23 protein-coding genes are annotated in these 23,236 nt (G+C 75.0%); 11 read left to right on the forward strand and 12 right to left on the reverse strand.

Annotated elements, in window-relative coordinates:
* Positions 1 to 58: 58 nt before the first annotated feature.
* Positions 59 to 1,429, reverse strand: a complete 1,371-nt coding sequence (locus ABD994_RS22725) for a wax ester/triacylglycerol synthase family O-acyltransferase (protein ID WP_345420574.1) — start codon at positions 1,427 to 1,429, stop codon at positions 59 to 61.
* 59 nt (positions 1,430 to 1,488) lie between these two features.
* The gene (locus tag ABD994_RS22730) at positions 1,489 to 1,905 is read right to left on the reverse strand and encodes a hypothetical protein (RefSeq protein WP_345420577.1); all 417 of its coding nucleotides are present in this window, start codon (positions 1,903 to 1,905) and stop codon (positions 1,489 to 1,491) included.
* Between the two features lie 58 nt (positions 1,906 to 1,963).
* Here ABD994_RS22730 and ABD994_RS22735 point away from each other — a divergent pair, with 58 nt between their 5' ends.
* Positions 1,964 to 2,728, forward strand: a complete 765-nt coding sequence (locus ABD994_RS22735; RefSeq protein WP_345420580.1) for a helical backbone metal receptor — start codon at positions 1,964 to 1,966, stop codon at positions 2,726 to 2,728.
* Positions 2,729 to 2,731: 3 nt separating this feature from the next.
* On the opposite strand, the gene ABD994_RS22740 is transcribed toward ABD994_RS22735, so the two are convergent.
* On the reverse strand, positions 2,732 to 3,409 hold the full coding sequence (locus ABD994_RS22740; RefSeq protein ID WP_345420582.1) for a hypothetical protein: 678 nt from the start codon (positions 3,407 to 3,409) through the stop codon (positions 2,732 to 2,734).
* A gap of 20 nt (positions 3,410 to 3,429) precedes the next feature.
* Entirely contained in the window at positions 3,430 to 4,191 is a 762-nt protein-coding gene (locus ABD994_RS22745) for an SDR family NAD(P)-dependent oxidoreductase (RefSeq protein ID WP_345420642.1), read from the reverse strand.
* A gap of 55 nt (positions 4,192 to 4,246) precedes the next feature.
* Here ABD994_RS22745 and ABD994_RS22750 point away from each other — a divergent pair, with 55 nt between their 5' ends.
* The gene (locus ABD994_RS22750) at positions 4,247 to 5,164 is read left to right on the forward strand and encodes an AEC family transporter (protein ID WP_345420584.1); all 918 of its coding nucleotides are present in this window, start codon (positions 4,247 to 4,249) and stop codon (positions 5,162 to 5,164) included.
* A gap of 51 nt (positions 5,165 to 5,215) precedes the next feature.
* Here the strand turns inward: ABD994_RS22750 and ABD994_RS22755 are convergent, their stop codons facing one another.
* Positions 5,216 to 6,403, reverse strand: coding sequence for an MFS transporter (locus ABD994_RS22755; protein ID WP_345420587.1), 1,188 nt, complete (start codon positions 6,401 to 6,403; stop codon positions 5,216 to 5,218).
* Positions 6,404 to 6,516: 113 nt separating this feature from the next.
* Between ABD994_RS22755 and ABD994_RS22760 the strand changes: the two genes are divergently transcribed.
* Genes ABD994_RS22760 through ABD994_RS22770 form a run of 3 tightly spaced genes read left to right on the forward strand, consistent with a single transcriptional unit; the run spans position 6,517 to position 9,145 of the window.
* Positions 6,517 to 7,440: a LysR family transcriptional regulator gene (locus tag ABD994_RS22760; RefSeq protein ID WP_345420590.1), complete on the forward strand. Its 924-nt coding sequence runs from the start codon at positions 6,517 to 6,519 to the stop codon at positions 7,438 to 7,440.
* Positions 7,441 to 7,487: 47 nt separating this feature from the next.
* A complete protein-coding gene (locus ABD994_RS22765; RefSeq protein ID WP_345420593.1) occupies positions 7,488 to 8,339 on the forward strand; it encodes a 3-hydroxyacyl-CoA dehydrogenase family protein in 852 nt (283 codons plus the stop codon).
* Between the two features lie 2 nt (positions 8,340 to 8,341).
* A complete protein-coding gene (locus ABD994_RS22770) occupies positions 8,342 to 9,145 on the forward strand; it encodes an SDR family NAD(P)-dependent oxidoreductase (protein WP_345420596.1) in 804 nt (267 codons plus the stop codon).
* A 265-nt stretch (positions 9,146 to 9,410) separates the two neighbouring features.
* On the opposite strand, the gene ABD994_RS22775 is transcribed toward ABD994_RS22770, so the two are convergent.
* The gene (locus ABD994_RS22775) at positions 9,411 to 9,968 is read right to left on the reverse strand and encodes a methylated-DNA--[protein]-cysteine S-methyltransferase (protein ID WP_345420598.1); all 558 of its coding nucleotides are present in this window, start codon (positions 9,966 to 9,968) and stop codon (positions 9,411 to 9,413) included.
* Between the two features lie 35 nt (positions 9,969 to 10,003).
* Between ABD994_RS22775 and ABD994_RS22780 the strand changes: the two genes are divergently transcribed.
* A complete protein-coding gene (locus ABD994_RS22780; protein WP_345420601.1) occupies positions 10,004 to 10,963 on the forward strand; it encodes an NADP-dependent oxidoreductase in 960 nt (319 codons plus the stop codon).
* Positions 10,964 to 10,972: 9 nt separating this feature from the next.
* Here the strand turns inward: ABD994_RS22780 and ABD994_RS22785 are convergent, their stop codons facing one another.
* The 3 genes from ABD994_RS22785 to ABD994_RS22795 form a co-directional block, all read right to left on the reverse strand.
* The gene (locus tag ABD994_RS22785; RefSeq protein ID WP_345420604.1) at positions 10,973 to 12,250 is read right to left on the reverse strand and encodes an Nramp family divalent metal transporter; all 1,278 of its coding nucleotides are present in this window, start codon (positions 12,248 to 12,250) and stop codon (positions 10,973 to 10,975) included.
* A 41-nt stretch (positions 12,251 to 12,291) separates the two neighbouring features.
* Positions 12,292 to 13,398 (reverse strand): alpha/beta hydrolase, encoded by a 1,107-nt coding sequence (locus ABD994_RS22790; RefSeq protein ID WP_345420607.1) that lies wholly within the window; start codon positions 13,396 to 13,398, stop codon positions 12,292 to 12,294.
* A gap of 71 nt (positions 13,399 to 13,469) precedes the next feature.
* Positions 13,470 to 14,270, reverse strand: a complete 801-nt coding sequence (locus ABD994_RS22795; protein ID WP_345420610.1) for a tryptophan-rich sensory protein — start codon at positions 14,268 to 14,270, stop codon at positions 13,470 to 13,472.
* A 66-nt stretch (positions 14,271 to 14,336) separates the two neighbouring features.
* Between ABD994_RS22795 and ABD994_RS22800 the strand changes: the two genes are divergently transcribed.
* On the forward strand, positions 14,337 to 14,828 hold the full coding sequence (locus ABD994_RS22800; RefSeq protein WP_345420613.1) for a MarR family transcriptional regulator: 492 nt from the start codon (positions 14,337 to 14,339) through the stop codon (positions 14,826 to 14,828).
* 35 nt (positions 14,829 to 14,863) lie between these two features.
* A complete protein-coding gene (locus ABD994_RS22805; RefSeq protein ID WP_345420615.1) occupies positions 14,864 to 15,667 on the forward strand; it encodes a VldE C-terminal domain-containing protein in 804 nt (267 codons plus the stop codon).
* On the opposite strand, the gene ABD994_RS22810 is transcribed toward ABD994_RS22805, so the two are convergent.
* The 3 genes from ABD994_RS22810 to ABD994_RS22820 form a co-directional block, all read right to left on the reverse strand.
* Positions 15,664 to 16,743, reverse strand: coding sequence for a protein kinase domain-containing protein (locus ABD994_RS22810; RefSeq protein WP_345420618.1), 1,080 nt, complete (start codon positions 16,741 to 16,743; stop codon positions 15,664 to 15,666). The genes ABD994_RS22805 and ABD994_RS22810 overlap by 4 nt on opposite strands.
* On the reverse strand, positions 16,740 to 17,303 hold the full coding sequence (locus tag ABD994_RS22815; RefSeq protein ID WP_345420621.1) for a hypothetical protein: 564 nt from the start codon (positions 17,301 to 17,303) through the stop codon (positions 16,740 to 16,742). Before ABD994_RS22815 ends, ABD994_RS22810 begins: the two co-directional genes overlap by 4 nt.
* A gap of 120 nt (positions 17,304 to 17,423) precedes the next feature.
* Positions 17,424 to 19,142 (reverse strand): L-lactate permease, encoded by a 1,719-nt coding sequence (locus ABD994_RS22820; protein ID WP_345420624.1) that lies wholly within the window; start codon positions 19,140 to 19,142, stop codon positions 17,424 to 17,426.
* A gap of 169 nt (positions 19,143 to 19,311) precedes the next feature.
* Between ABD994_RS22820 and ABD994_RS22825 the strand changes: the two genes are divergently transcribed.
* The 3 genes from ABD994_RS22825 to ABD994_RS22835 are packed head-to-tail and all read left to right on the forward strand — an operon-like array spanning position 19,312 to position 23,173.
* Complete coding sequence (locus tag ABD994_RS22825) at positions 19,312 to 20,781, forward strand: peptide MFS transporter (protein ID WP_345420627.1); 1,470 nt, start codon at positions 19,312 to 19,314, stop codon at positions 20,779 to 20,781.
* 39 nt (positions 20,782 to 20,820) lie between these two features.
* Positions 20,821 to 21,978, forward strand: coding sequence for an acyl-CoA dehydrogenase family protein (locus ABD994_RS22830; protein WP_345420630.1), 1,158 nt, complete (start codon positions 20,821 to 20,823; stop codon positions 21,976 to 21,978).
* A 13-nt stretch (positions 21,979 to 21,991) separates the two neighbouring features.
* Positions 21,992 to 23,173, forward strand: coding sequence for an acetyl-CoA hydrolase/transferase C-terminal domain-containing protein (locus ABD994_RS22835; RefSeq protein ID WP_345420633.1), 1,182 nt, complete (start codon positions 21,992 to 21,994; stop codon positions 23,171 to 23,173).
* Positions 23,174 to 23,236 lie beyond the last annotated feature (63 nt).

Genomic DNA, 23,236 nt, shown 5'->3' on the forward strand with positions numbered 1-23,236 from the left:
GCTCGCTGAGCGAGCGATACCAGCCAGTAACCGCCGGTCACGGGGGACGCCTCAGGCGCTAGAGCGACGACAGGCGGGTCAGCTCCCGGTCCAGCGCCGCCACGAAGCGGTCGACACCCTGCTCGCCGCCCAGCACGCCCGTGTCGGCGGCGACGCCGAGGCGCACGCGCCCGGCGTAGCTCAGGATGCTGACGCCCAGGGCCAGGTGCCCCGAGCACGGCACCCAGAACAGCAGGTCGCGCACCCGCGTCCCGGCGATCGAGAGCTCGCGCACCGGGCCCGGCACGTTGGTGATGATCAGCGTCGCGGCCTCGGCGTACCGGCCGACGAGCGCCTGGGTCCAGGCCGATCGCCCGTGGCCGGCGGCGGCGATGCCGATGAACGTCGCCAGCGCCTGGTTGGTGCGCTTGATCTCCGACATCGTCCGGTGCACGCGGTCGATCCGGCGGGCGGGGTCGGGCTCGTCGGTCGGGATGGTCGGCAGCACCAGGCCGAACTCGTTGCCCAGCCAGTGCGACACCGGACGGTCCAGCCGGCGCAGGTTGGTCGGCATGACGGCGCGCAGGCGCGGCACCTCGTCGCCCCCGAGGTACTCCCGCAGCGCCCCGGCGATCGCGGCGCAGAGGACGTCGTTGACGCTCGCGTCGTGCTCCTTGCCGACGCGCTTGACGTCGGACAGGTCGACCGCCGCGGTCCAGCGGGCGGCCTTCTCGGTGCCCAGCTCGCCCTGCAGCGCCGTCTCGGCGTCCGACGGGGGCCGGGCGATGAGCGCGGTCGAGCGCCCGATCGCCCTCCCGGTCGCCGCGAGCTCCTCGGCGCCGCCGGGCCGCGAAGACCCCGCCACCGTACGGGTCAGGCGGCGCAGCCGCTGCGGGATCTCCCGGCGGACCAGCCGGACGTCGCGGGCACCGCGGCGACGCTTCGGGGGCGCCGCGTACGCGACGGGCGTGCCCTCGTCGGTGCCCGGGGCCTCGTCGGCGAGGGCGTGGAAGAGGTGGTTGAGCGCGACGCCGTCGGCCAGCCCGTGGTGGATGCTCACCACCACCGCGGTCCCGTCGCCCTCCCACCCGGTCAGCACGTGGATCGCCCACCACGGCCGGTCGTCGGGCAGCGGACCGGACATCAGCTCGCCGACGTGGCGGGCCAGCGCCGCGTCGTCGCCCGGCGCCGCGAGCGCGACGGTGTCGACGTGGCGCTCGAGGTCGGGCTCGTGGTCGACCCAGCGCACCGGGCCGAGGCCGCCCGCGGGCCAGGTCGGCCGCTGGCGGAAGCCGGGGTAGGCCGCCACCCAGCGCTGCGCGACACGGTTCCGCACCGTGGCGACGTCGACCGGCCCGTCGCAGAACAGGACCCCGTGCACCACCATCCGGTTGGTCGGCTGCTCGAGCTGCAGCCAGGCGGTGTCGATCCCCGACGCCCAACGGTCCACGAGTCCTGCCTCCGGGTGTGACGCACGATGCCGGTACCGACGGTATCGGGTGCGGGAGGTCAGCCCGCGCGGCGGTACCAGTCCCGGACCTCGCGGCGGCCGAGCAGTGCCAGGGCGGCGACGGTGCCGGCGGCCGTGACGGCGAACGCGACGGCCTCGACCGGCTCGGCGCTGAGCAGGTACGTCACCGCCAGCAGGACCCCGGCCCCACCGAGGACGCCCAGCGCGACCCGCGCACCGCCCCGGCGCCGCCACAGCAGCACCGCGACCGCCACCCACACGGCGTTGACCGCGAGCCCGGCCACGGCGACGTCGCCGGCCGAGGGCTCCACGAGCGTCGCGACCAGCAGCGCCGTCGTGGGGCCGAGCAGCGGGGTGAGCGCCGGCACCGACGGCACGAGCAGCGTCGCGAGCACCGCGACGGCCGCCTGGGCGAGCAGGATCGCGACGATCACGCGGACGGCGGTCGGGCGCACGCCGAGAAGCTAGCGGCTGCCGACCGCGCGCGGCCGCGTCCTGCGGCACCCTGGAGGCATGAACGTTCTCGACGACGAGGGTCGGCACGTCGCGCTCCCGGAGCGCGTGACACGGGTCGTGAGCCTGGTGCCGTCGCTGACCGAGGCCGTGGGCGTCACCGCGCCGGGCCTGCTGGTCGGGGCGACCGACTGGTGCACCCACCCCGGCGACCTCGACGTCACGCGCGTGCGGGGCACCAAGAACCCCGACGTCGACGCGATCGTCGACCTGCGTCCCGACCTGGTGCTCGCCAACGCCGAGGAGAACAAGCCCGAGGAGCTCGAGAAGCTGCGCGCGGCCGGGCTCGCGGTGTACGTCACCGACATCCGCACCGTCGACGGTGCCCTGCGGTCGCTGGAGCGCATGCTCGCCGCGTGCGGGCTCGACCGGCCCGCCTGGATCGACGGCGCCCGCGCCGCCTGGGACGCGCTGCCCCTGCCCGACGCGCCGCGGCGCGCGGTCGTGCCGATCTGGCGCAAGCCGTGGATGGCGGTCGGGTCGGACACGTTCACCGGCGCCGTCCTCGCCCGTCTCGGGATCGAGAACGCCCTCGGCGACTCCCCCGAGCGCTACCCGAGGTTCGACCCCGCCGAGCTTCCCTCGCACGACCTCGTCGTGCTGCCCGACGAGCCGTACCGCTTCACCGCCGACGACGGCCCGGAGAGCTTCACGGCCCCGTCGGCGCTGGTCAGCGGGCGGCTGCTGACCTGGTACGGGCCGAGTCTGCTCGAGGCCGCCCACGAGCTGCCCGCGGCGCTGGACGTGACGGTCAACGCCCCGTAGCGGTCAGCCGCGGCGGACCTCGTCGTGGGATCCCTCGACGTCGATGCGGGCCAGGGCGCCCGCGAGACGGCCGACCTTCTCGGCGTCGCTGCCGTAGCGCGCGAGGTCCGCGGCGGTGTCCCCCAGCCCGAGCGCCGCGGCCGCCCGCAGCGCGCGGCCGTCCGCGAAGGGGCTGACCTCCTCCCAGAGCACCTGCACCTCGCGGAAGAAGACGTCGGCGACGGCGTCGTCCACGCCGGGCAGCTCGGTGAGCAGGGCGCGCTCACGCGCCGGGTCCCGGCCGGCCTCGTCGCGCAGCGTCCGGAGGTCGCCGCCCCAGGTCTCCTGCAGCGCCGACGCGAGCGCCACCAGCGTCGACGCCGCCCCGGAGGCGCTGTCGTCGTGGTCGTCGTCGCGGTCGAAGCCCTCGACCGCCGCGCCGAGCTCCTTGGCGACGTCCTGCTCGGACGCGGCCGCCAGGTCGGCGACGGTGTGCCAGCGGTTGGTGACCTCGTGGGCCGCCCGGGCCGGGCCGGACGACTCGCCCCGCGGGGCGACGACGACCGACGCCACGAGCAGGCCGAAGAGGCTCGCCGGGTTGTTGGTGCGCCCGAGGCCGATCTCCTCGGCGAACCCGCGGCCCTCGCGCTCGAGGACCGCCCGGGCGGTGCGCTTCTGCTCCTCACTCAGCGTGTCGTCCATGGCCGTCGGGCTACCCGACGTCAGGTCGTCGTCACGCCCCCGTCGACCGTGAGGGTGGTCCCGGTGACGTACGACCCGGCGTCGGAGACGAGGAACACCAGGGCGGCCGCGAGCTCCTCGGGGTCGCCGACGCGCCCCGAGAGCACGCGCGGCAGCATCGACTCGAGGTAGCCCTCGGCGTAGCTGTCGGTCATCTCCGAGGTGAAGAAGCCCGGGGCCAGGGCGTTGACGCGGATGCCCTTGCGTCCCGTCCACTGCTGGGCCAGGTCGCGGGTCAGGCCGAGCAGGCCCGCCTTGGACGCGGAGTAGGCGGCCTGGGGCAGGCCGGCCGTCGTCAGCGCCAGCACGCTGGAGACGTTGACGATCGCGCCTCCCGCGGGCAGGTGCCGCGCGGCGGCCTGGGCCATCCAGTAGGCGCCGTTGAGGTTGATGTCGATGACCTGCCGGAACTGCTCCGGGGTCTCCTTCGTGGCCGGGTAGGCGGTGCCGATGCCGGCGTTGTTGACCAGGATGTCGAGCCGGCCGAGCTCGGAGACCGCCGCGTCGGCCAGGGCCCGGCAGTCCTCGGGCGACGCGACGTCCGTCCCGACGGTCACGGCCCGCCGGCCGCGCTCCTCGACGGCCTTGCGCGTGTCCTCCAGCTTCTCGGTGCGGCGCGCGCCGAGCACGACGTCGGCGCCGGCCTCGGCGAGCGCGGTGGCGAAGACGGCGCCGAGCCCCGAGGAGGCGCCGGTGATGACGGCGACGCGGTCGTCGAGGCGGAAGCGGTCGAGGATGCCCATGGTCACAGGACCGTAGGGCACCCACCGCTCCTAGGCTCGTGTCGGTGACGAGCGCGTGAGCGGGGTGCTGGAGGGGTTCCTCGTCATCGCCGTCGTCGTGGCGGTCGGGCTGCTCGTGGGGCGGCTCGGGCTGCTGCCGGACGCCGCGACCGAGGTGCTCTCGCGTACGGCGTTCTTCGTCGCGAGCCCGGCGCTGCTGTTCGTCACGCTGCTGCGCGCGGACGTGGCGCGGGTGCTGTCGGCGGGCCTGGTGGTCACCGCCCTGGCCGCGCTGGCGGTGTGCCTGCTCTACGTGCCGGTCGGCGTGCTGCGGCGCCGCGCGCGCGGCGAGACCGTCGTCGGGTCGATGGCCAGCGGCTACCTCAACGCCGGCAACCTCGGGATCCCGATCGCGACGTACGCGCTGGGCAGCGCCGCCGAGATCGCGCCGTCGCTGATCTTCCAGCTCGCGGTGCTGACGCCCGCGTACACGACGCTGCTCGACGCCGTCGCCGCCCGCCGCCGGGGCGAGTCACCGGGGCTGGGCGGGGCCCTGCTCGCGCCGCTGCGCAACCCGCTGCTGCTGGCCACGGTCGCGGGGCTCGTGCTCAACGTGACCGGCGTCCGGCTGCCCGAGGGCCTGCTCGCGCCGATCGAGCTGCTCGCCGACCTCGCCGTCCCGGCGATGCTGCTGGCGTTCGGGCTGTCGCTGGCCCACGCCCAGCGGCCCGGCCGCGACGACGACCCGGTGTGCCTGGGCGCGGTCATCGTGCTGAAGAACCTCGTGCACCCGGCCCTGGCCTGGCTGATCGGGACGGCGTTCGGGCTGACCGGCCCGGCGCTGCTCGCGGTCGTCGTGAGCGCGGCGCTGCCGACCGCGCAGAACGTCTTCGGCTACGCCGTCCGCTTCGACACCGGCGTGGCCCTCGCCCGCGACGCGGCCCTCCTGACCACGCTCATCAGCGTCCCGGTCCTGCTGGTGGTGGCGCTGTAGGTACGTGCGCAGTTGCGGCCCCTATACGGGCCGCAACTGCTCACGTGGGGGTCAGGCGAGGGCCAGGGCGGCGTTGGCCTCGCGGCGGCGCAGGCGCAGCTCGAGGCCGCCGGACAGGGCCAGCACGGCCAGGCCCACCACGGCCAGGGCGGCGCCGACGAGCGTCGGCGCGAGGTAGCCCAGGCCCGCGGCGATGACCATGCCGCCGAGCCAGGCGCCCAGCGAGTTGGCGATGTTCGAGGCCGACTGGATCGCCGCCGACGCCATCGTCGGCGCGTCACCGGCCAGGTCGAGGATGCGCGTCTGGATCGCCGGGCCCAGGGCCAGCGAGAACATGCCCGCCCCGAAGAGCGAGAGCACGGCGAGCACCGGGTGGTGCACGGTGACCACGAAGCTCACGAGCACGCCGGCCAGGGCCACGAGGCAGACGCACAGGGTCGCCAGCGGGGCCCGGTCGGCCGCGCGGCCGCCGAGCACCGAGCCCGCGGTCATGCCGAGGCCGACGACGGCGAGCATCAGGGTCACCGCGGCGGTGGAGAAGCCGCCGACCTCGGTGAGCATCGGGGTCACGTAGCTGTAGCAGGCGAACATCGCGCCGAAGCCGAAGATCACCGCGGCGAGGGAGAGCACGACCTGCGGGCGGCGCAGCGTCGCGACCTCGCCGCGCAGGGCGCCCTTGCCGGTGGCGGTCGGCTCGGCCGCCGGCACGAAGGCGGCGACGGCGACCAGGGCGACCACGCCGATCCCGCCGACGACGGCGAACGTGGCCCGCCAGCCGGCGGCCTGGCCGAGCAGCGTCGCCAGCGGGACGCCGACGACGTTGGCGATCGTGAGGCCCAGGAAGACGCGCGCGACGGCGGTGGCGCGCCGCTCCCGGCTCACCATGGCCGCCGCGGTCACCGACGCGAGGCCGAAGAAGGCGCCGTGGGGCAGGCCGGTCAGGAACCGGACGACCATGAGCGAGGTGATCCCGGGCGCGAGCGCGGAGGCCAGGTTGCCCAGCGCGAAGACGGCCATGAGGGCCATCAGCACCGGACGGCGGGGCAGCTTGACGGTGGCACCGGCGAGCAGGGGCGCGCCGACGACGACGCCGGCGGCGTAGGCGGACACCAGGTGGCCGGCGTCGCTGATCGGGACACCGAGGCCGGCCGCGACCTCGGGCAACAGACCCATGATCACGAACTCGGTGGTGCCGATGCCGAAGGTGCCCAGCGCGAGGGCGAGCAGAGCGAGAGGCACGGGGAGCTCCAGGGGGTGCAGGACGAGTGGTCTTCATCCGGTCGCCCTCCACGGTCGGAGCCCAAGCGCCATAAGTCGAAGAAGCTCCTGACGAATCAGCATAAGCTGAGCTGATGCCGACGCTGCGCCAGCTCGAGTCGTTCGTCGCCGTCGTGGACGAGGGCTCGTTCACGCGGGCCGCTGACCGCCTGTTCGTCAGCCAGCCGGGCCTCTCGCAACAGATCGCCGCCCTGGAGAAGGAGCTGGGCGGGTCACTGTTCAGCCGCCTGCCGCGTGCGGTGTCTCTCACCCCGACCGGCCGGGCGCTGCTCCCCCACGCCCGCGCCGCGGTGACCGCCGCCGAGCGCGGCAGCGCCGCCGCCCGGGCGGCGACGGGCTCCGAGGGCGGCGAGCTGCGCCTCGCCTGCGTGTACTCGGTCAGCCTGGGGCTCCTGCCCGGGGTGCTGCGCCGGTGGCGCGCGGAGAACCCCGACGTCACCGTCCGGCTCTACGAGCACCGCCACGGCGACACCCTGGCCACGGCGATCTCCCAGGGTCAGGCCGACGTCGGCGTCGGGCCCGTCCCGTCGCCGTGGCGCGGGCGACAGCGCAGCCTCGGCCGCGAGGAGATGGTCGTGCTGCTGCCGCCCAACCTCGGCGCCGACGACCTCATGCGCCCGGCCGCCGGCGAGATCGCGCTGAGCCGGCTCGAGCACGTCCCGTGGGTGCAGTACGCGCCCGACCACGCCCTGGCCGACGTCCTGATCGACGCCTGCCGCCAGGTCGGCTACCGCCCGCGCGTGGCCGTGCGGACCGAGCAGACCGCCGTCGCACCGCTGCTCACCGCGTCCGGGATCGGACCGTCGCTGGTGCCCGCGGCGATCGTGCCGCCCCAGTTCGCCGGCGCGGTCGCGCGGCCGGTCCCCCGCGTCGAGCGCGAGCTCGTCGCCTACACCGGCTCCGAGCCCGACGCGCTGACCAACCGCTTCCTCGGCCTCGTCGCCCGCACCGCGGTGCTCATGCCCGACCACGTGGCGCTGGCGCTCGCGCAGTCCTGAGACGTGCTGAGATACCGGGCGACACCCCACCGCACCGGAGGTCATCCGTGGATCAACGCCCGACGGCAGCCGTTATCGGCGGCGGGACGATGGGCGCCGGGATCGCCCACGTCCTGCTCGCCGCGGGATCGCCCGTCGCGCTCGTCGAGGCCGACGCGGACCGCGTCGACGCCTCGCGCCAGGCCGTCGTGACGAGCCTGGACGGCGCGGCCCAGCGCGGGAAGCTGCCGGAGGGCACCACCCGCGACGACCTGCTCGCCCGCCTCACCCTCGCCACCGACGTGGCCGAGCTGCCCGGGGACGCGGCGATCGTCATCGAGGCCGTGCCCGAGCGCGTCGAGCTCAAGCAGACCGTCCTCGGCGGCGCCGCCCGCGCCTGCCCCGCCGCGGTGCTCGCGTCGAACACCTCGTCGCTCTCGATCGCCGCGATCGCCGCCGACCTGCCCGGCGACCGCGTCATCGGCATGCACTTCTTCAACCCGGTGCCCGCGCAGAAGCTCGTCGAGCTGGTGGTGCACCCGGGGACGTCGGAGGAGACGACGAGCGCCACCCGCGAGTGGGTGGACGCGCTGGGCAAGACCGCGATCGTCGTCAACGACGCGCCGGGCTTCGCGACGTCGAGGCTCGGGCTGACCGTGGGGCTCGAGGCGATCCGCATGGTCGAGGAGGGCGTCGCCAGTCCGGAGGACATCGACACCGGCATGAAGCTGGGCTACCGCTGGCCGATGGGGCCGCTGCGGCTGACCGACGTCGTGGGGCTCGACGTGCGCCTCGCGATCGCCGAGCACCTCACGAACGAGCTGGGCCCGCGGTTCACCCCGCCGCAGCTGCTGCGCGACAAGGTCGCCCGCGGCGAGCTCGGGCAGAAGTCCGGGCGCGGCTTCTACGACTGGAGCTGAGCATGGACCTGGGACTGGCCGGACGCGTCGCGATCGTCACCGGCGCCTCGCGGGGCATCGGGCTCTCCTGCGCGCGGCTGCTCGCGACCGAGGGCGCGCACGTCGTGCTCGTGGCCCGCGACGCCGGGGCGCTCGAGACCGCGGCCGGACGGGTGCGGGCCGCGGGGCCGGCGTCGCGGGTGCTGACGATCGTCGCCGACACCACCGACGACACCTCGGTGCGGGCGATGGTGGCGCAGGTGGTCGACGAGCTCGGCGGCGTCGACGTGCTGGTCAACGCGGCGGCGCGGCCCGCGGGCGGGGCGCCGATCCCGCCGCTGACCGAGCTGACCGACGACGCGGTGCTCGACGAGATCGACACCAAGGTGCTCGGCTACCTGCGCACCGCCCGCGCCGTGGCGCCGCACATGACCGCGCAGGGCTGGGGCCGCATCGTGAACATCTCCGGCCTCAACGCCCGGCGCACCGGGTCGATCGCCGGCACGATCCGCAACGTCGGCGTCGCCGCCCTGACCGCCAACCTCGCCGACGAGCTCGGCCCGCACGGCGTCGGGGTCGTCGTCGTGCACCCGGGCTACACCGAGACCGAGCGGACGGCGGGGATGGTGGCCGACCGCGTCGCGTCCGGCGGCGTCACGGAGGACGAGGTGCGGGCCCAGCTCGCGGCGGCCACCAGCCTGCGGCGGATCATCACCGCCGACGAGGTCGCCGACGTCGTCGTCTTCCTGGCCTCGCCCCGCGCGGTGTCGGTGACCGGCGGCGCCGTCGCCGCGGCGGGCGGGGAGCGCGGCACCGTCCACTACTGACCCAGACGAACGACGAACCGGCGCCCCGTGATCGGGACGCCGGTTCGTCTCTGGGAGGAAGTGTCAGCTCGGGACCCGCACGGCCCCGGTACGTCCCACCGACCGTCGTCTGCGCTTGAGTCAGCGTGGAGTCTGGTGTGGATCAGCTCCCGTGCGCGGTGCGGCGCCGGGACGACCGGGTCCAAGTGATGCGGTGCGGGGTGTTCCCTGCGTCCAATCCATCACCTCTTCCCGGTCGGGGAACTGCGCCGTGACTGCGGTCCGATCAGCCCTCAGCTCGTGTGATCAGCACCACAACGACGTCTCCGACCATACCCGCGCGGACCGCGCGGTCAAGGCCTCCCGGACTCCAACGCCAACAGCAAACGCTTGCGGACGATCCCCGGCCCCCACCCGAGGGACGGCCCGCGGCGGACAGGACGCGGTGGCACGGGACGAGGAGGCTGATCGGGTTGCGGGCGTTCGCCGTGCCCACCGCCTGCGCCGCCTTCGGGCGCCCGATCGCCGCGGCGAGCGCGCCGTAGGTCGTCGTCGCGCCGTACGGGACGTCCCGCAGCGCGGCGAGGACCGCCCGCGCGAACGGCGTCCCCGGCGGGTCGACGGGCAGGGTGAACGCCCGGCGCTGCCCGGCGAAGTACTCGGTGAGCTCGCCGCCGAGGTGGTCGAGCGCGCCGCAGCGACCCTCGTCCGGCTCGCCGAAGGCCGGGTCGGGGCCGCGGTCCCGCTGGTCGTGCACGTGCAGGCCGACCACCGCCCCGGCGTCGGGATCCCAGGTGAGCGTGAGCGGGCCGATCGGGCTGTCGACGACACGGAAGCGGCGCACGCGTCCCGGTCTACCCGTCCGGGTAGGCACGATGCGTGCGAGCCATCGGAGTCAACACGGACGGCGGGCCCGAGGCGCTCGAGGTCGTCGAGCTGCCCGAGCCCCACGCGGGGCGCGGGGAGGTCCGGCTGCGGGTGCGGGCGGCCGCGGTCAACCCCACGGACACCTTCGTGCGCAACGGCGACCGCGCCTCGAGCGCATCCGATACAGCACGCCGATGGGGCAAGGACCCGCCCCCGTACGTGCCCGGGATGGACGCGGCGGGCGAGGTCGACGAGATCGGCGAGGGCACCGACACCGAGCTGCACGTCGGCGACGCCGCGATGGCGGTCGTCGTGCCCGACGGCAGCCACGGCGCCTACGCCGAGCACGTGGTGGTGCCGGCCGGGTCGGTCGTCCGGGCGCCGGCGGGGGCGTCGGTGGCCGCGGCCGCGACGCTGCCGATGAACGCCCTGACCGCGCGGCACGCCCTGGACGTCCTGGCGCTCGCCCCCGGGCAGACGATCGCCGTCACCGGCGCCGCCGGGGCGTTCGGCGGGTACGTCGTGCAGCTCGCGAAGGCCGACCGGCTCACCGTCGTCGCCGACGCGTCCGAGGCCGACGAGGAGCTGGTGCGGTCCCTCGGCGCCGACGTCGTGGTGCGGCGCGGCGACGGCGTCGCCGCGCGGATCCGTGACGACCAGCCCGGCGGCGTCGACGCCGTCGCCGACGGGTCGCTGCAGGGCGACGCCCTGCTCGACGCGGTGCGCGACGGCGGGCGGATCGCGACGGTGCGCGGCCACCGCGGCGCCGAGGAGCGCGGGATCACCTGGCACCCGGTGTTCGTCCGCGACGTCGCGCAGGACCACGCCGCGCTGGACCGGCTGCGCCGGCAGGCCGAGGACGGCGTCCTGACCCTGCGCGTGGCCGACACCCTCCCGGCCGAGCAGGCCCCCGAGGCCCACCGCCGCCTCGAGGCCGGCGGCGTCCGGGGCCGGTTGGTCCTGACGTTCTAGACCACGTGGCTAGCCGAAGGTGTCCACCAGCTCCGACACGCAGAGCACCACGAAGAGCGCGGCGGCGCCGACGAGCAGCGACGTCGAGAGCCACCCGTTGCGCCACTCCCGCGGGGTGCGGCTGCTGCCCAGGAGCCACAGCAGCGTGATCGCCAGGAACGGCATGAAGAACGCCCCGAGCGCCCCGTACGCGACGACCAGCGCGAACGGCCGCCCGAGGAACAGCAGCAGCATCGGCGGGAACGTCAGCCACAGCAGGTAGGCCCGGAACGGCAGGCTGCGCTCGGCGTCGTCGGTGAGCTGGCCGGCGGCGGCGAGCTGGTCGGGCGTCCGCGCGACCGCCTCGCGCCGCGTGCGCACGAAGTCGGTGACCAGCAGGCTCACGCCCTGCCAGACCCCGAGCAGTGACGAGAACGACGTCGCGAAGAACCCGACGAGGAACAGCGTGGCGATCACCGGGCCGAAGCGCTGCTCGAGGATCGCGTCGAGGTCGAGCAGGCCGCGGTCGCTCTCGACCAGCGCGATGTTGGCCGTGTACAGCAGCTCCGCGCCGACCACGAGCATCGCCGCGACGAAGATGCCGGTGGTGATGTAGGCGACGCGGTTGTCCAGGCGCATGACCCGGATCCACGAGCTGTCGCGCCAGCCCTTGGCGTTCACCCAGTACCCGTAGGCGGCCATCGTGACGGTGCCGCCGACGCCGCCGACCAGCCCCAGCGTGTAGATCCCCGAACCCTGCGGCAGGGTCGGCAGCAGCCCGGCGAGCAGGGCGGGCACGTCGGGCAGCACGAGGATCGCCAGCCCGACCACGACGACGAACATGACGCCGACCAGCACCGTCATGACCTTCTCGAAGAAGGCGTAGTTGCCGAACCACACGAGCACCAGGCCGAGCAGGCCGCACGGGATGCCCCACGCGGGGATCGAGCCGCCGAACATCGCCGCCAGCGGCAGCGCCGAGGACGTCATCGCCGTCGCGCCGTAGACGAAGCCCCAGATCGCGACGTAGACGACGAAGTAGACGGTCGTCCAGGCGCCCAGCGAGCGCCAACCGGCGAAGATCGTGGTGCCGGTGGCGAGGTGCCAGCGCCCGGTGGCCTCGGCCAGCGCGATCTTGACGACGACCCCGAGCACCACGGCCCACAGCAGCGTGTAGCCGTACTCCGAGCCCGCCACCAGCGTCGCGACGAGGTCGCCCGCCCCGACGCCGGTCGCCGCGACGACGATGCCCGGCCCCACGAGGCTCCAGCGCCGGCGGGCCTGCTGGCCGGTCTCCTGATCGGTCACACGCCGCAGTCCACCACGAACAGGGCGTTACCGGGAGGCCCTCACGTCCGCACCCCGACGTGCTCGGCGAGGAAGGCGGCGACCAGCGGCCGGGTGGCCTGGGCGCCGGGGCTGCCGAAGGGGAAGTCGAAGACGTGGTCGGCGTGCGGCACCTCGACCAGCCGGCCGGGGACGCCGGCGGCCCGCAGGTCGCGGTCGTAGGCGCGGACGCGGTCGGGGAAGACGAAGTGGTCGGCGGACCCGAGCACGAGCAGGGTCGGCGGCAGGTCGGGACGGACGAGGTCGGTCGGCGACCCGGCCCGGACCTCCGCGTCGCGGTCGCGGGCCGGGCCGCCGAGGACGGCGTCCTGGAGCTGCGGGGCGACGGCGCGGAGGTCGGTCACCGGGTAGTAGGCGACGACGGCGCGCGGGCTGGGGGCGTCGAGCGTGCCGGCGAGGATGCCCGCGGTGGTGCTGAGCGCCAGCGTCGCGCCGGCCGACTGGCCGGCGATGACGAGGCGGCCGGGGTCGAGGTCCTCCGCGGCGGCGTGCGCCGCCACCCACGCGGCGGCGGCCGCGACGTCGCGGCGTTGGCCCTCCCCCACCGGTCCGGGCGGCGGCAGGCGGTACTCGACGGCGACGACGGCGTGGCCGCGGTCGGCGAGCCACCGGCACAGCGCGGTGCGGTCGGTGCGCTCGCCGCGGACCCAGCTGCCGCCGTGGACCCACACGACGACGGGGTGCGGGCCGGGCGTCGGGGGCCGGTAGAGGTCGAGGGACAGGGTGCGGCCGGCGTCGTCGGTCGCGTAGGGCTCGGTGCGGTCGGGCCGGCCGTCGGGCTGGCCGGTGACGGTGAGCGCCTGCCACCAGTCGACCGGCACCGTCGCGGCGCGCACCTGGGCGACCAGCGCGCCGGTCAGCACGAGCGTCGCCACCAGGGCCAGCGCGCCGACGACCAGGCCGTCGGGGCGCGCCCCGGCGGCGAGGGCCAGCCCGCCGAGACCGATCCCGACCGCGCCGGCGAGCACGGCGTGCAGCGGGTACTGGCCGGTGACGAACGACCCGAGGAACCCGATCACCGGTACGCGCGGCAGCGTCGTCCCGACCGCGACGACCAGCACCCCGACCAGCCAGACCACCGCCACCGCGCGTACCAGCCAGACGAGCACCCGATCAGCTCACCACGCCCCGCCGTCCGGCGCCGTGGTGACGCGGCCCGCGGGTGACGCAGCGAACGGGATCAGCCGAACGCGGCGGCCACACGGCCGGAGTGGGGAGCGGCGAGGACGCGCCGGACCGCCGCCGCGACCACCGCGACCAGGGCCACGAGCGCCGCGACGACCACCGGGAGCGGCGGGGCCATGACCACGATCGCGCCGAGGGCCCAGACCACCGACGCCGCGTAGGGCAGCGCGCCGGCCGTGCGGGTGACGACGCCGGCCGCGATCGCCCCGGTGACCAGGAGCACCAGGGCACCCAGGACCGTCGCGACGCCGCCCGCGCCCGGGGCGCCGAGGAACGTGCCGGTGGTGGCCGCGCCGACGACGGTCGCGACGCTCACCCAGCCCGCGTAGAGGGCGACCGGGCCGTGGAGCAGGAGCCGGTCGGCGACGCCCTCGGCCGGGTGGGCGGTGAGGCGGGCCAGGGCCACCGCGAGCACGACGAGCAGGGCCACGATCACCACCTGGGCCAGGACCACGGCCTGCGCCGAGAACACCAGGATCCAGCCGGCGTTGAGCACGGTCGACGCGACCAGCCACCAGCCCGTCGCCCGGTGCACCGGGCGCCCGGGCTGGCCGGGGAGCACCTGGCGCACCGCGAGCAGCAGCAGCGCCGCGTAGATCAGGCCCCAGATCGAGAACGCCGCCGGGACCGGCATGACGACGGTGGTGTTCTGTTGCGCCACCACGCCCACCGACAGGCCGAAGGCGCCGGAGCCGCCCAGCCCGCCGGCGACGAGCTGGAGCAGCGTCCCGAGCAGCAGGGCGCCGGACCGCACACGGTCGGCGGGACGGACAGGGGCCGCGAGCAGGGTCGACACAGCTACTCCTCCACGATCGAATCTCTCGACAGTGGAGATTACTCCACGTGTCGCTACGATGCAGGAGTGCGGGAGAGGATCGTCGAGCTGCTCCAGGCCTACGCCGACGAGGCCGGCCGGCTGGGCCACGCGTTCGCCGCCGGGCACGGGCTGCACCGCACCGACGCCGCCGCGCTGCTCGCCGTCCTGCGCGCCGAGCGCGACGGCGACGCGCTCACCCCGGGCCGCCTCGGCGCCGAGGTCGGGCTCTCCTCGGGGGCGACGACGGCGGCGGTCGACCGCCTCGAGCGGCTCGGCCACCTGCACCGCGTGCGCGACGAGGTCGACCGCCGGCGCGTGACGCTGCACCACGACCCGGCGGGCGCCGACGTCGGCCGCGCCTTCTTCGGCCCGCTCGCCGCCCGGATCGACGGCGTGCTCGCCACCTACTCGGAGGACGAGCAGGCGCTCGTCGAGCGTTTCCTCACCCAGGTCGTCGACGCCGTCGCGCACCACCGGGCGGAGCTGCCGACCGCGCTGCCCACCGCGCTGCCCACCGCCGAGGGAGGACCGTCCTGAGCTCACCCCTCGCCGAGCGCAGCCGCCTCGCCGTCGTGGTCGTGGTGGTGCTGGCCGTGCTCGCGCTCGTGATCACCCTCGTCGTCGTCCTCGGCCGCAGCAACCCGCTCGCGACGCCGCGCTGCACGATCACCGCACCGCCCGACTCCCCCGGCCTGCCGACGACGTGGACACTGTCGCCCGAGCAGGCCGACAGCGCCGCGACGATCGCCGGGGTCGGGCGCCGGCTGGGCATGCCGGACCGCGCGGTGACGGTCGCGCTGGCCACCGCGATCCAGGAGTCCGGGCTCGCCAACCTGCGCGGCGGCGACCGCGACTCGCTCGGCCTGTTCCAGCAGCGCCCGAGCCAGGGCTGGGGGTCGACCGACGAGATCCTCGACCCGGTGTACGCGAGCACGGCCTTCTACTCCGCGCTGGTGCAGGTGCCGGGCTGGGCGGGCATGGACGTCACGGCCGCCGCGCAGCGCGTGCAGCGCAGCGGCTACCCCGAGGCCTACGCCGACCACGAGCCCGAGGCGCGGCTGATGGCCGTGGCGCTGCTCGGGCAGGCACCGGCGGCGTGGACGTGCTCCGACCTGCCCGCCACCCCGCCCGCCGACCCGTCGGGCACCGCCGTCGCCGATCTGGCGGCCCGGGAGCTCGGCACCCGCCGGCTCTCCGGCGAGCAGCCCGAGCAGACGGGGTGGGCGCTGGCCACGTGGCTCGTCGCCCACGGCGAGCGGCTGGGGCTCGACAGCGTCACCTACGACGGGCGGACGTGGACGGTCGCGTCGGGCGCCTGGACGCCCACCGGCCCCGCGGACGGCCGCCTGGCCCTGCGCCGGATCGGCCAGCCCTAGCGGGTCAGCAGCAGCGCCCCGGCACCCGCGAGGACGAGCACGGCGAGCACGACCAGCGCGATGCCGAGCAGCCGCACGCCCGACCAGGGGTTGCGCTCGCCGGGGTCGGGGCCGTCGTCGTCGGGGAAGTCGTGGGGGCGCGTGGCGGGCACGGTCGACCCGGTCGAGCGGCGGGCGACGCCGCCGCCGGTGTCGCGGGGCCGGCCCGGGGCGTCGCGGATCACCTCGGTGCGCGCCGTCGGCTCGGGGGTGACGAAGCGGCGCAGGTCGTCGGCCAGCTCCCGGGCGTCGTGGTGGCGCATCGCGGGCTCGAGGGCGAGGGTGCGCAGGACGACCGCGTCCAGGTCGGGCGAGAGGTCCCGGACCAGCTCGCGCGGCGGCACCGGTGACTCGCGCAGCCGCTGCGCAGCCACCTCCACCGAGCTCGGCCCGCGGAACGGGGTCTCGCCGGTGACCATCTCGTAGAGGGTGCAACCCACCGCGTAGACGTCCGACCGGCCGTCGAGCGGCTCGCACCGGACCTGTTCGGGCGACAGGTAGGCCGCGGTGCCGATGACCACGCCGGTGCCGGTGAACCCCTCGACGTCGGCGACCCGCGCGATGCCGAAGTCCATCAGCTTGACGGTGCCGTCGTCGCAGCGCATGACGTTGCCGGGGTTGACGTCGCGGTGCACGATCCCGCGGTCGTGGGCCGCCGCCAGGGCCTCGCACACCGGGACCAGCGCCGCGGCCGCCTCGCCGGGCGGCACCCGGCCGCGGTCGTCGAGCTCCTGGCGCAGGGTGCGCCCCTCGACGCACTCCATGACGACGAAGACCTCGCCGTCGTCGGTGAACCCGACGTCGTGCACGGCGACGACGTTCGGGTGGTGGATCGAGGCCGCGGCGCGGGCCTCGTCCCGGAGGCGGCCGCCGTACTCGGCGTCGCCGCGGTGCTCCGCGGGCAGCAGCTTGACCGCCACGGGACGGCCCAGCTCACGGTCGAGCGCGCGGTGCACCTCGGCCATGCCGCCCCGGCCGATCAGGCCCTGCAGCTCGTAGCGGTCCTTGAGGACCCGCGCGTGACCCGGGGCGCTCACAGCCGGCGGGTGCGGTCCGCGTCACCGCCGGTGAGGAGCGCGTCGAAGAGGTAGCGGTGGTCGACCATCGCCTGGCGCATGTTCTCGGTGTCGGCCGAGCCGTCCTCCACGTCGGTGGACGTGCGGTGGGCCGAGCGGTAGCGCTCGACGAGGTCGGGGTGGTCCACCGAGATCATCTTGGCGCGCTCCTCGAACCTCTCGGTGGGGTAGCCGCGCTCGCGCATCACCTGCTGGACGAGCAGGTCGGCGTCCCGCAGCCCGGTGGAGGGGTGCTCGACGAACGTCGCCTGCGCCGACTCCCACGCCTTGCCGAAGCGGTCGCGCTCCCCGCCGTCGAGCTCGCGGACCTCGAGCTCGCGACGACGCTTGAGCCGCGCGCGCAGCTCGCGCTCGCCGTCGCGCTGCCCGTACTCGCCGACCACGCGGTCGTACTCGTCGCCGAAGTGGCTGCGCAGGGCGGCCCGCCGTGACCGCGACCGCGACCGGGCGATGACGACGAGGACGACACCGACGACGAGGACGAGCGCGGCCACCACGATGACGATGACCACCGGATCCATCTGTCCTCCCGGGTCCGAGACGCTGTCGCGATCATGCTACGGCTCCGGACCGTGCGCAGACACGACGAGCGGCATCCGGACCAAGAGCGTCCGGACGTCGCTGGCCGCTGCGCCCGACGCTCAGCCGGAGACCACCATCCAGCCCAGTACCGGGGTCGACTGCAGGTAGACGAGCACGCACATCCCGAGGAGGAACACCAGGCTCCACAGCAGCACGCGGCGCAGGATCTCGCCCTCCCGCCCGCTCATGGCCACGGCGGACGCGGCGATGGCGAGGTTCTGCGGGGAGATCATCTTGCCGAGCACACCGCCGGAGCTGTTGGCTGCGGCAAGCAGGATCGGGTCGAGGCCCGCGCCCTTCGCGGCGGTCACCTGCAGCGCCCCGAACAGCGAGTTGGACGACGTGTCGGAGCCCGTGACGGCCGTCCCCAGCCAGCCCAGCACCGGCGAGAGCACCGCGAAGAAGTCGCCGGTGCCGGCCAGGAGGCTGCCCAGCGTCAGCGTCTGGCCCGAGTCGTTCATGACGTAGGCCAGGGCGAGGACGGCCATGACGGTCGGGATCGCGGTACGCAGCTGGACCAGGGTCCGGCCGTACGCGGCGACCGCGTCGCCGGGGCGCACCCGCAGCACCAGGGCGGTGACGATGCCCGCGATGAGCAGGATCGTGCCCGCGGCCTCGAGCCAGTTGAAGTTGAACGCGACGGTGGAGACGGGCTTGCCCGCGGCGGTCCGGACGTCCAGGCCGGGCCAGTTGAACTTCACCGTCACGGACTTGAGCGCCGTGCTGACCGCGGGGATCTGCTGGATGCCGAACAGCGCGATGATGATCACGTAGGGCATGTATGCGAGCACGGTGTCGCGCCGGGAGTCCCGGCTGTGGTCGTCGTGCCCGGACCCCGCGGGCGCCTCCGGGGCCTCGGGACGATCGCCGTCCCCGCCGGCGCCGGTCCCCCCGGCGTCGCCCCCGCCGCCCACGGACACCGGCTCGCGGGTGTCGGCGTCCGCGCCGGACCCGACGGCCGCGTACCGCGGCGGGCGGACGCGGACGAGCAGCACGACGGCGCCGGCCGAGAGCAGCGCGGCCACGATGTCGGTCAGCGGCAGCGACAGGAAGTTGGACGTGGCGTACTGGGCGAGGCCGAAGACGAGGCCGCCGACCAGGGCCACCGGCCAGGTCTCCCGCAGCCCCCGCGCGCCGTCGACGAGGGCGACGAGCACGAAGGGCACGAACACGGCGAGGATCGGGGTCTGCCGGCCGACCATGGCCCCGAGCTCGGCCTCCGGCAGCCCGGTGACCTGGGCCAACGTGGTGATCGGCACCGCGATGGCCCCGAACGCCACCGGCGCGGTGTTGGCGACCAGGGCGACCACGGCGGCCTTGAGCGGGCTGAACCGCAGGGCGATGAGCATGATCGTGCAGATGGCCACCGGGGTGCCGAACCCCGCGAGCGCCTCGAGCAGCGCGCCGAACGCGAAGGCGATGATCACCGCCTGCACGCGCTGGTCGTCCGATACCGAGCCGAACGACCGCCGCAGCACGTCGAAGTGCCCCGACGCCACCGTCATCTGGTAGATCCACAAGGCGTTGATGACGATCCAGAGGATCGGGAAGAAACCGAACGCCGCACCCTCGGTGCCCGCGAGCAGCGCCTGACCCACCGGCATCCCGTAGGCGAGGATCGCGACGAGGAGCGCCACGGCGAGGCCGATCAGCGACGCCAGCCAGGCCCGGACCCGCAGGCCGCCGAGCAGCACGAAGAGCACCAACAGCGGCAGCACCGCGACGACGGCGCTCAGGGCGAGCGATCCGCCGAGCGGGGTGTCGTTCTGCACGTACACGAGCCACCTCCCGACCTCACGCCGGCCTCAGTGCCGGAGTGGTAGCGCAGGGTGCCCTGTTCGTCGCCCGCTGTCGACTCGATCGGGTCACAGTCCGTTCGCGGGACGGCCACCGGTCGCCCGGACGCTCCTCTGGCGGTAGCGCTCTGCGAGGAGGACGCTGCTGCCCGTGACGACGAGCCCCGCCACCGACACCGGGCCCTCCACCGACCGCCGCTTCTTCGGGCACCCGCTCGCGCTGGGCAGCCTGTTCTCGGTCGAGCTGTGGGAACGCTTCTCGTTCTACGGGATGCAGACCGTCATGGCCTTCTACCTCTACTACCAGGCGTCCGAGGGCGGCCTGGGCTTCCCGAAGGCCTCCGCGACCAGCGTGATCGGCGCCTACGGCGGGCTGGTGTACCTCGCCGCCGTCGTCGGCGCGTGGGTCGCCGACCGGGTGCTCGGCGCCGAGCGGACGCTCTTCTACTCCGCGATCACGGTGATGGTCGGGCACGTCGCGCTCGCGGTGCTGCCCGGGATCACCGGGGTCGCGGTCGGCCTCGTGCTGGTCGCGCTCGGCAGCGGCGGCGTGAAGACGTCGGCGACGACGGTGGTCGGCTCGCTCTACGACCGCGACGACCCCCGCGCGGACGCCGGGTTCTCGATCTTCTACATGGGCGTCAACATCGGCGCGCTCGTCGGGCCGCTGCTCACCGGACTCACGCAGCAGGTCGCGGGCTTCCACTGGGCCTTCGGGCTCGCGGCGATCGGCATGGCGCTCGGCCTCGGGATCTACACCCTGGGCCGGCGGACCCTGCCCGCGAGCGCCGCCATCGTGCCCGACCCGCTGCCGGCCGGCGCGTGGGTCCGGCCCGCGGTGGCCGCGGCCGTCGTCGTCGTGCTCGTGGTGGTGGGCTTCGCGACCGGCATCCTCTCCGCGGCGACGCTCTCGACGAGCGTGGCGATCGTCGTCGCCGTCATCGCGATCGTGATCTTCACGATCATGCTGACCAGCCACAAGGTCGACGCCGACGAGCGCAGCCGCGTGCGGGCGTTCATCCCGATGTGGCTGGGCAGCGTGGTGTTCTGGTCGCTGTTCCAGCAGCAGTTCACGGTCGTCGAGCTCTATTCCGACGAGCGGCTCGACCGGAACCTGTTCGGCTGGGAGATGCCGGTCAACTGGGTCAACTCGGTCGAGCCCTTCTGGGTCATCGTGCTCGCACCGCTGTTCGCGGTGCTCTGGACCAAGCTGGGCACCCGCGCGCCGTCCACCCCGGCCAAGTTCGCGATCGGCGCCGCCGGCATGGGGATCGCGTTCCTGCTGTTCCTGCCGTGGGCGGGCGGGGTCGGCAACACCACCCCGGTGCTCGCGGTCGTGCTCATCCTGCTGGTGTTCGCCCTCGCCGAGCTCAACCTGTCCCCCGTCGGCCTCTCGCTGTCGACCCGCATCGGCCCGGCCGCGTTCCGCAACCTCACGGTCGCGCTCTTCTACCTGTCGATCTCGCTGGGCTCGGCGCTGTCGGGCACGCTCGCGGGCTTCTACGCCCCCGAGCACGAGGGCACCTACTTCGGCATCACCGGCGGCGCCGCGATCGTCCTCGGCCTGGTGCTGCTCGCCCTGGCCCCGTGGATCCGGCGGGCGATGCGCGGGGTGCGGTAGCGGCGGCGGCGCCGTGCGGAACGTGACACCGTGAGCGGCATGGAGGCCTCCGACTTCGCCGACGTCCTGTCCTCGGTCCGTGAGTTCGTCCGCGAGCAGGTGGTGCCGCGCGAGGACGAGATCGAGGCGGCCGACGAGGTCCCCGAGAAGCTCCGCGAGCAGTGCAAGGCCATGGGCCTCTACGGGTTCGCGATCCCCGAGGAGTTCGGCGGGATCGGGCTGTCGATGGCCGAGGAGGTCGAGCTCGCGATGGAGCTCGGCTGGACGACGCCGTCGCTGCGCTCGCTGTTCGGCACCAACAACGGCATCGCCGGCCAGGTGCTGCTCACCGGCGGCACGGCCGAGCAGCAGCAGGAGTGGCTGCCGCGGCTGGCGACGGGCGAGGTCGTGGCGTCGTTCGCGCTGACCGAGCCCGACGCGGGGTCGGACCCGTCGTCGCTGTCCACGCGCGCCGTCCGGGACGGCGACGAGTTCGTGATCACCGGCCAGAAGCGCTGGATCACCAACGCTCCGCTCGCCGACGTGCTCATGGTCTTCGCCCGCACCGATCCGGACGCGCCGCCGGCCAAGGGCATCTCGACGTTCCTGGTGCCGACGTCCGCGGCCGGGGTCTCGTTCTCCGAGCACGACGCGAAGATGGGCCAGCGGGGCTCGTGGACGTGCGAGGTCTACCTCGACGACGTCCGGGTCCCGGCCGCGCACCTCGTCGGCGGCGAGGACGGGCTGCACCGCGGCTTCGTCACCGCCATGCGCTGCCTGGCCCACGGCCGGCTGCACATCGCCGCGCTGTGCATGGGGATGGCCGCGCGGCTGGTCGAGGAGATGCGGCTGTTCGCCACCGAGCGCGAGCAGGGCGGGCACAAGATCGCCGCCTACCAGCTCGTGCAGGGGCTCGTGGCCGACGCGGTGACCGATTGGCACGCCGGCCGCGCGCTGGTGCGGGAGGCCGCGCGCGCCTACGACGACGGCTCGGACACGAGCGTCGGCCCGTCCACGGCGAAGTACTTCTGCTCCGAGGCCGTCGGGCGCATCGCCGACCGCGCCGTGCAGGTCCACGGCGGGTCGGGCTACATGCGCGGCGTGCCGGTGGAGCGTTTCTACCGCGACGCCCGGCTCTTCCGGATCTACGAGGGGACCAGCCAGATCCAGCAGGTGATCATCGCGCGGGGCCTGCTCGGAGGCGCGGCGCGCGGCTGACAGACTGCTGATCATGGCGCTCGACGGCGGCATCCTCGCGGGTCTTGTGCGGCCGGGGGCCCGCATCGCCCTCGCCGACGGCTGCGGCAGCCCGCGCGCGGCCTACCCGCTGCTCTCGGCGCTGGCCCGCGAGCGGGGCGACCTGCGGCTGGTCACCGGGTGGCTGCCCGGGCCCGCCGACGGGCTCGACCTCGACGCGTTCGCCGACGCCCGCACGGTCATGCCCGGGTGGGGGCTGCGGTCCGCGGCCGAGGCGGGGCACGTGCGGGCGGTGCCGGCGCGGCTGTCGGCGGTGCCGGCGCTGGTGGCCGGGCCGCTGCGACCCGACGTGCTCGTGCTCGCCGCCGCGCCCGGCCCGTACGGCCCGGTGCTGGGCGCCGAGGCGTCGTGGGTGCGCGCCGTGATCGACCTCGGCGTGCCGCTCGCGGTCGTGCTCGACCCGGACCTCCCCCGCGCCGCGGCCGGCCCGTCGCTGCCCGACGCCCAGGTGTTCGCGCTCGGCGAGGAGGCCACCGGGCCGCACGTCGTGCCGCCGGCGACCCCGAGCCCGGCGCACGAGGCGATCGGCCGGCACGTCGTGGGTCTGCTGCACGACGGGGTACGGCTGCAGTGGGCGCCCGGGCAGCTCGGCGCGGCCGTGGTCGACGCCGTGCGGACGGCGGGCGTGCGCGTGCACGCCGACTCCGGCCTGCTCGGCGACGGGGTCGTCGCCCTCGACGAGGCCGGGCTGCTGCTCTCGGACCCCGTCGCCACCTACCTCGTCGGCACCCCCACGCTCTACGCCTGGGCCGACGCCCGCGGCCGGGCCGGGCACCCGGTCGTCCACCGCATCGAGCACACCCACGACCCGGCGCGGCTGTCGGCCGACCCGCCGCTGGTCTCGGTGAACACGGCGGTGGAGATCGACCTCGACGGCCAGGTCAACGTCGAGGGCACGGCGACGTCGCTGGTCGGGGGCATCGGCGGACACCCCGACTACGCGGCGGCCGCGGCCCGCTCGGTCCGGGGGCTGTCGGTGGTCGCGCTGGCATCGCAGCACCGCGGGCGCTCCACCCGCGTCGAGCGGCTCTCCCGCCCGGTGACCACGGCGTCGCACGACGTCGACGTCGTCGTCACCGAGCACGGCCGCGCCGACCTGCGCGGCCTCGACCGCGCCGAGCGTCGGCGAGCCCTCGACGCGCTGTTCCCGGCCTGACCGTCAGGCCGGCACCCGTGGTCGGCCGCCGGGCCTTGGTTGTCGGTCGGGGTCGATCCAGTC

Source organism: Actinomycetospora chlora (assembly GCF_039542135.1).
Lineage (GTDB): Bacteria > Actinomycetota > Actinomycetes > Mycobacteriales > Pseudonocardiaceae > Actinomycetospora > Actinomycetospora chlora.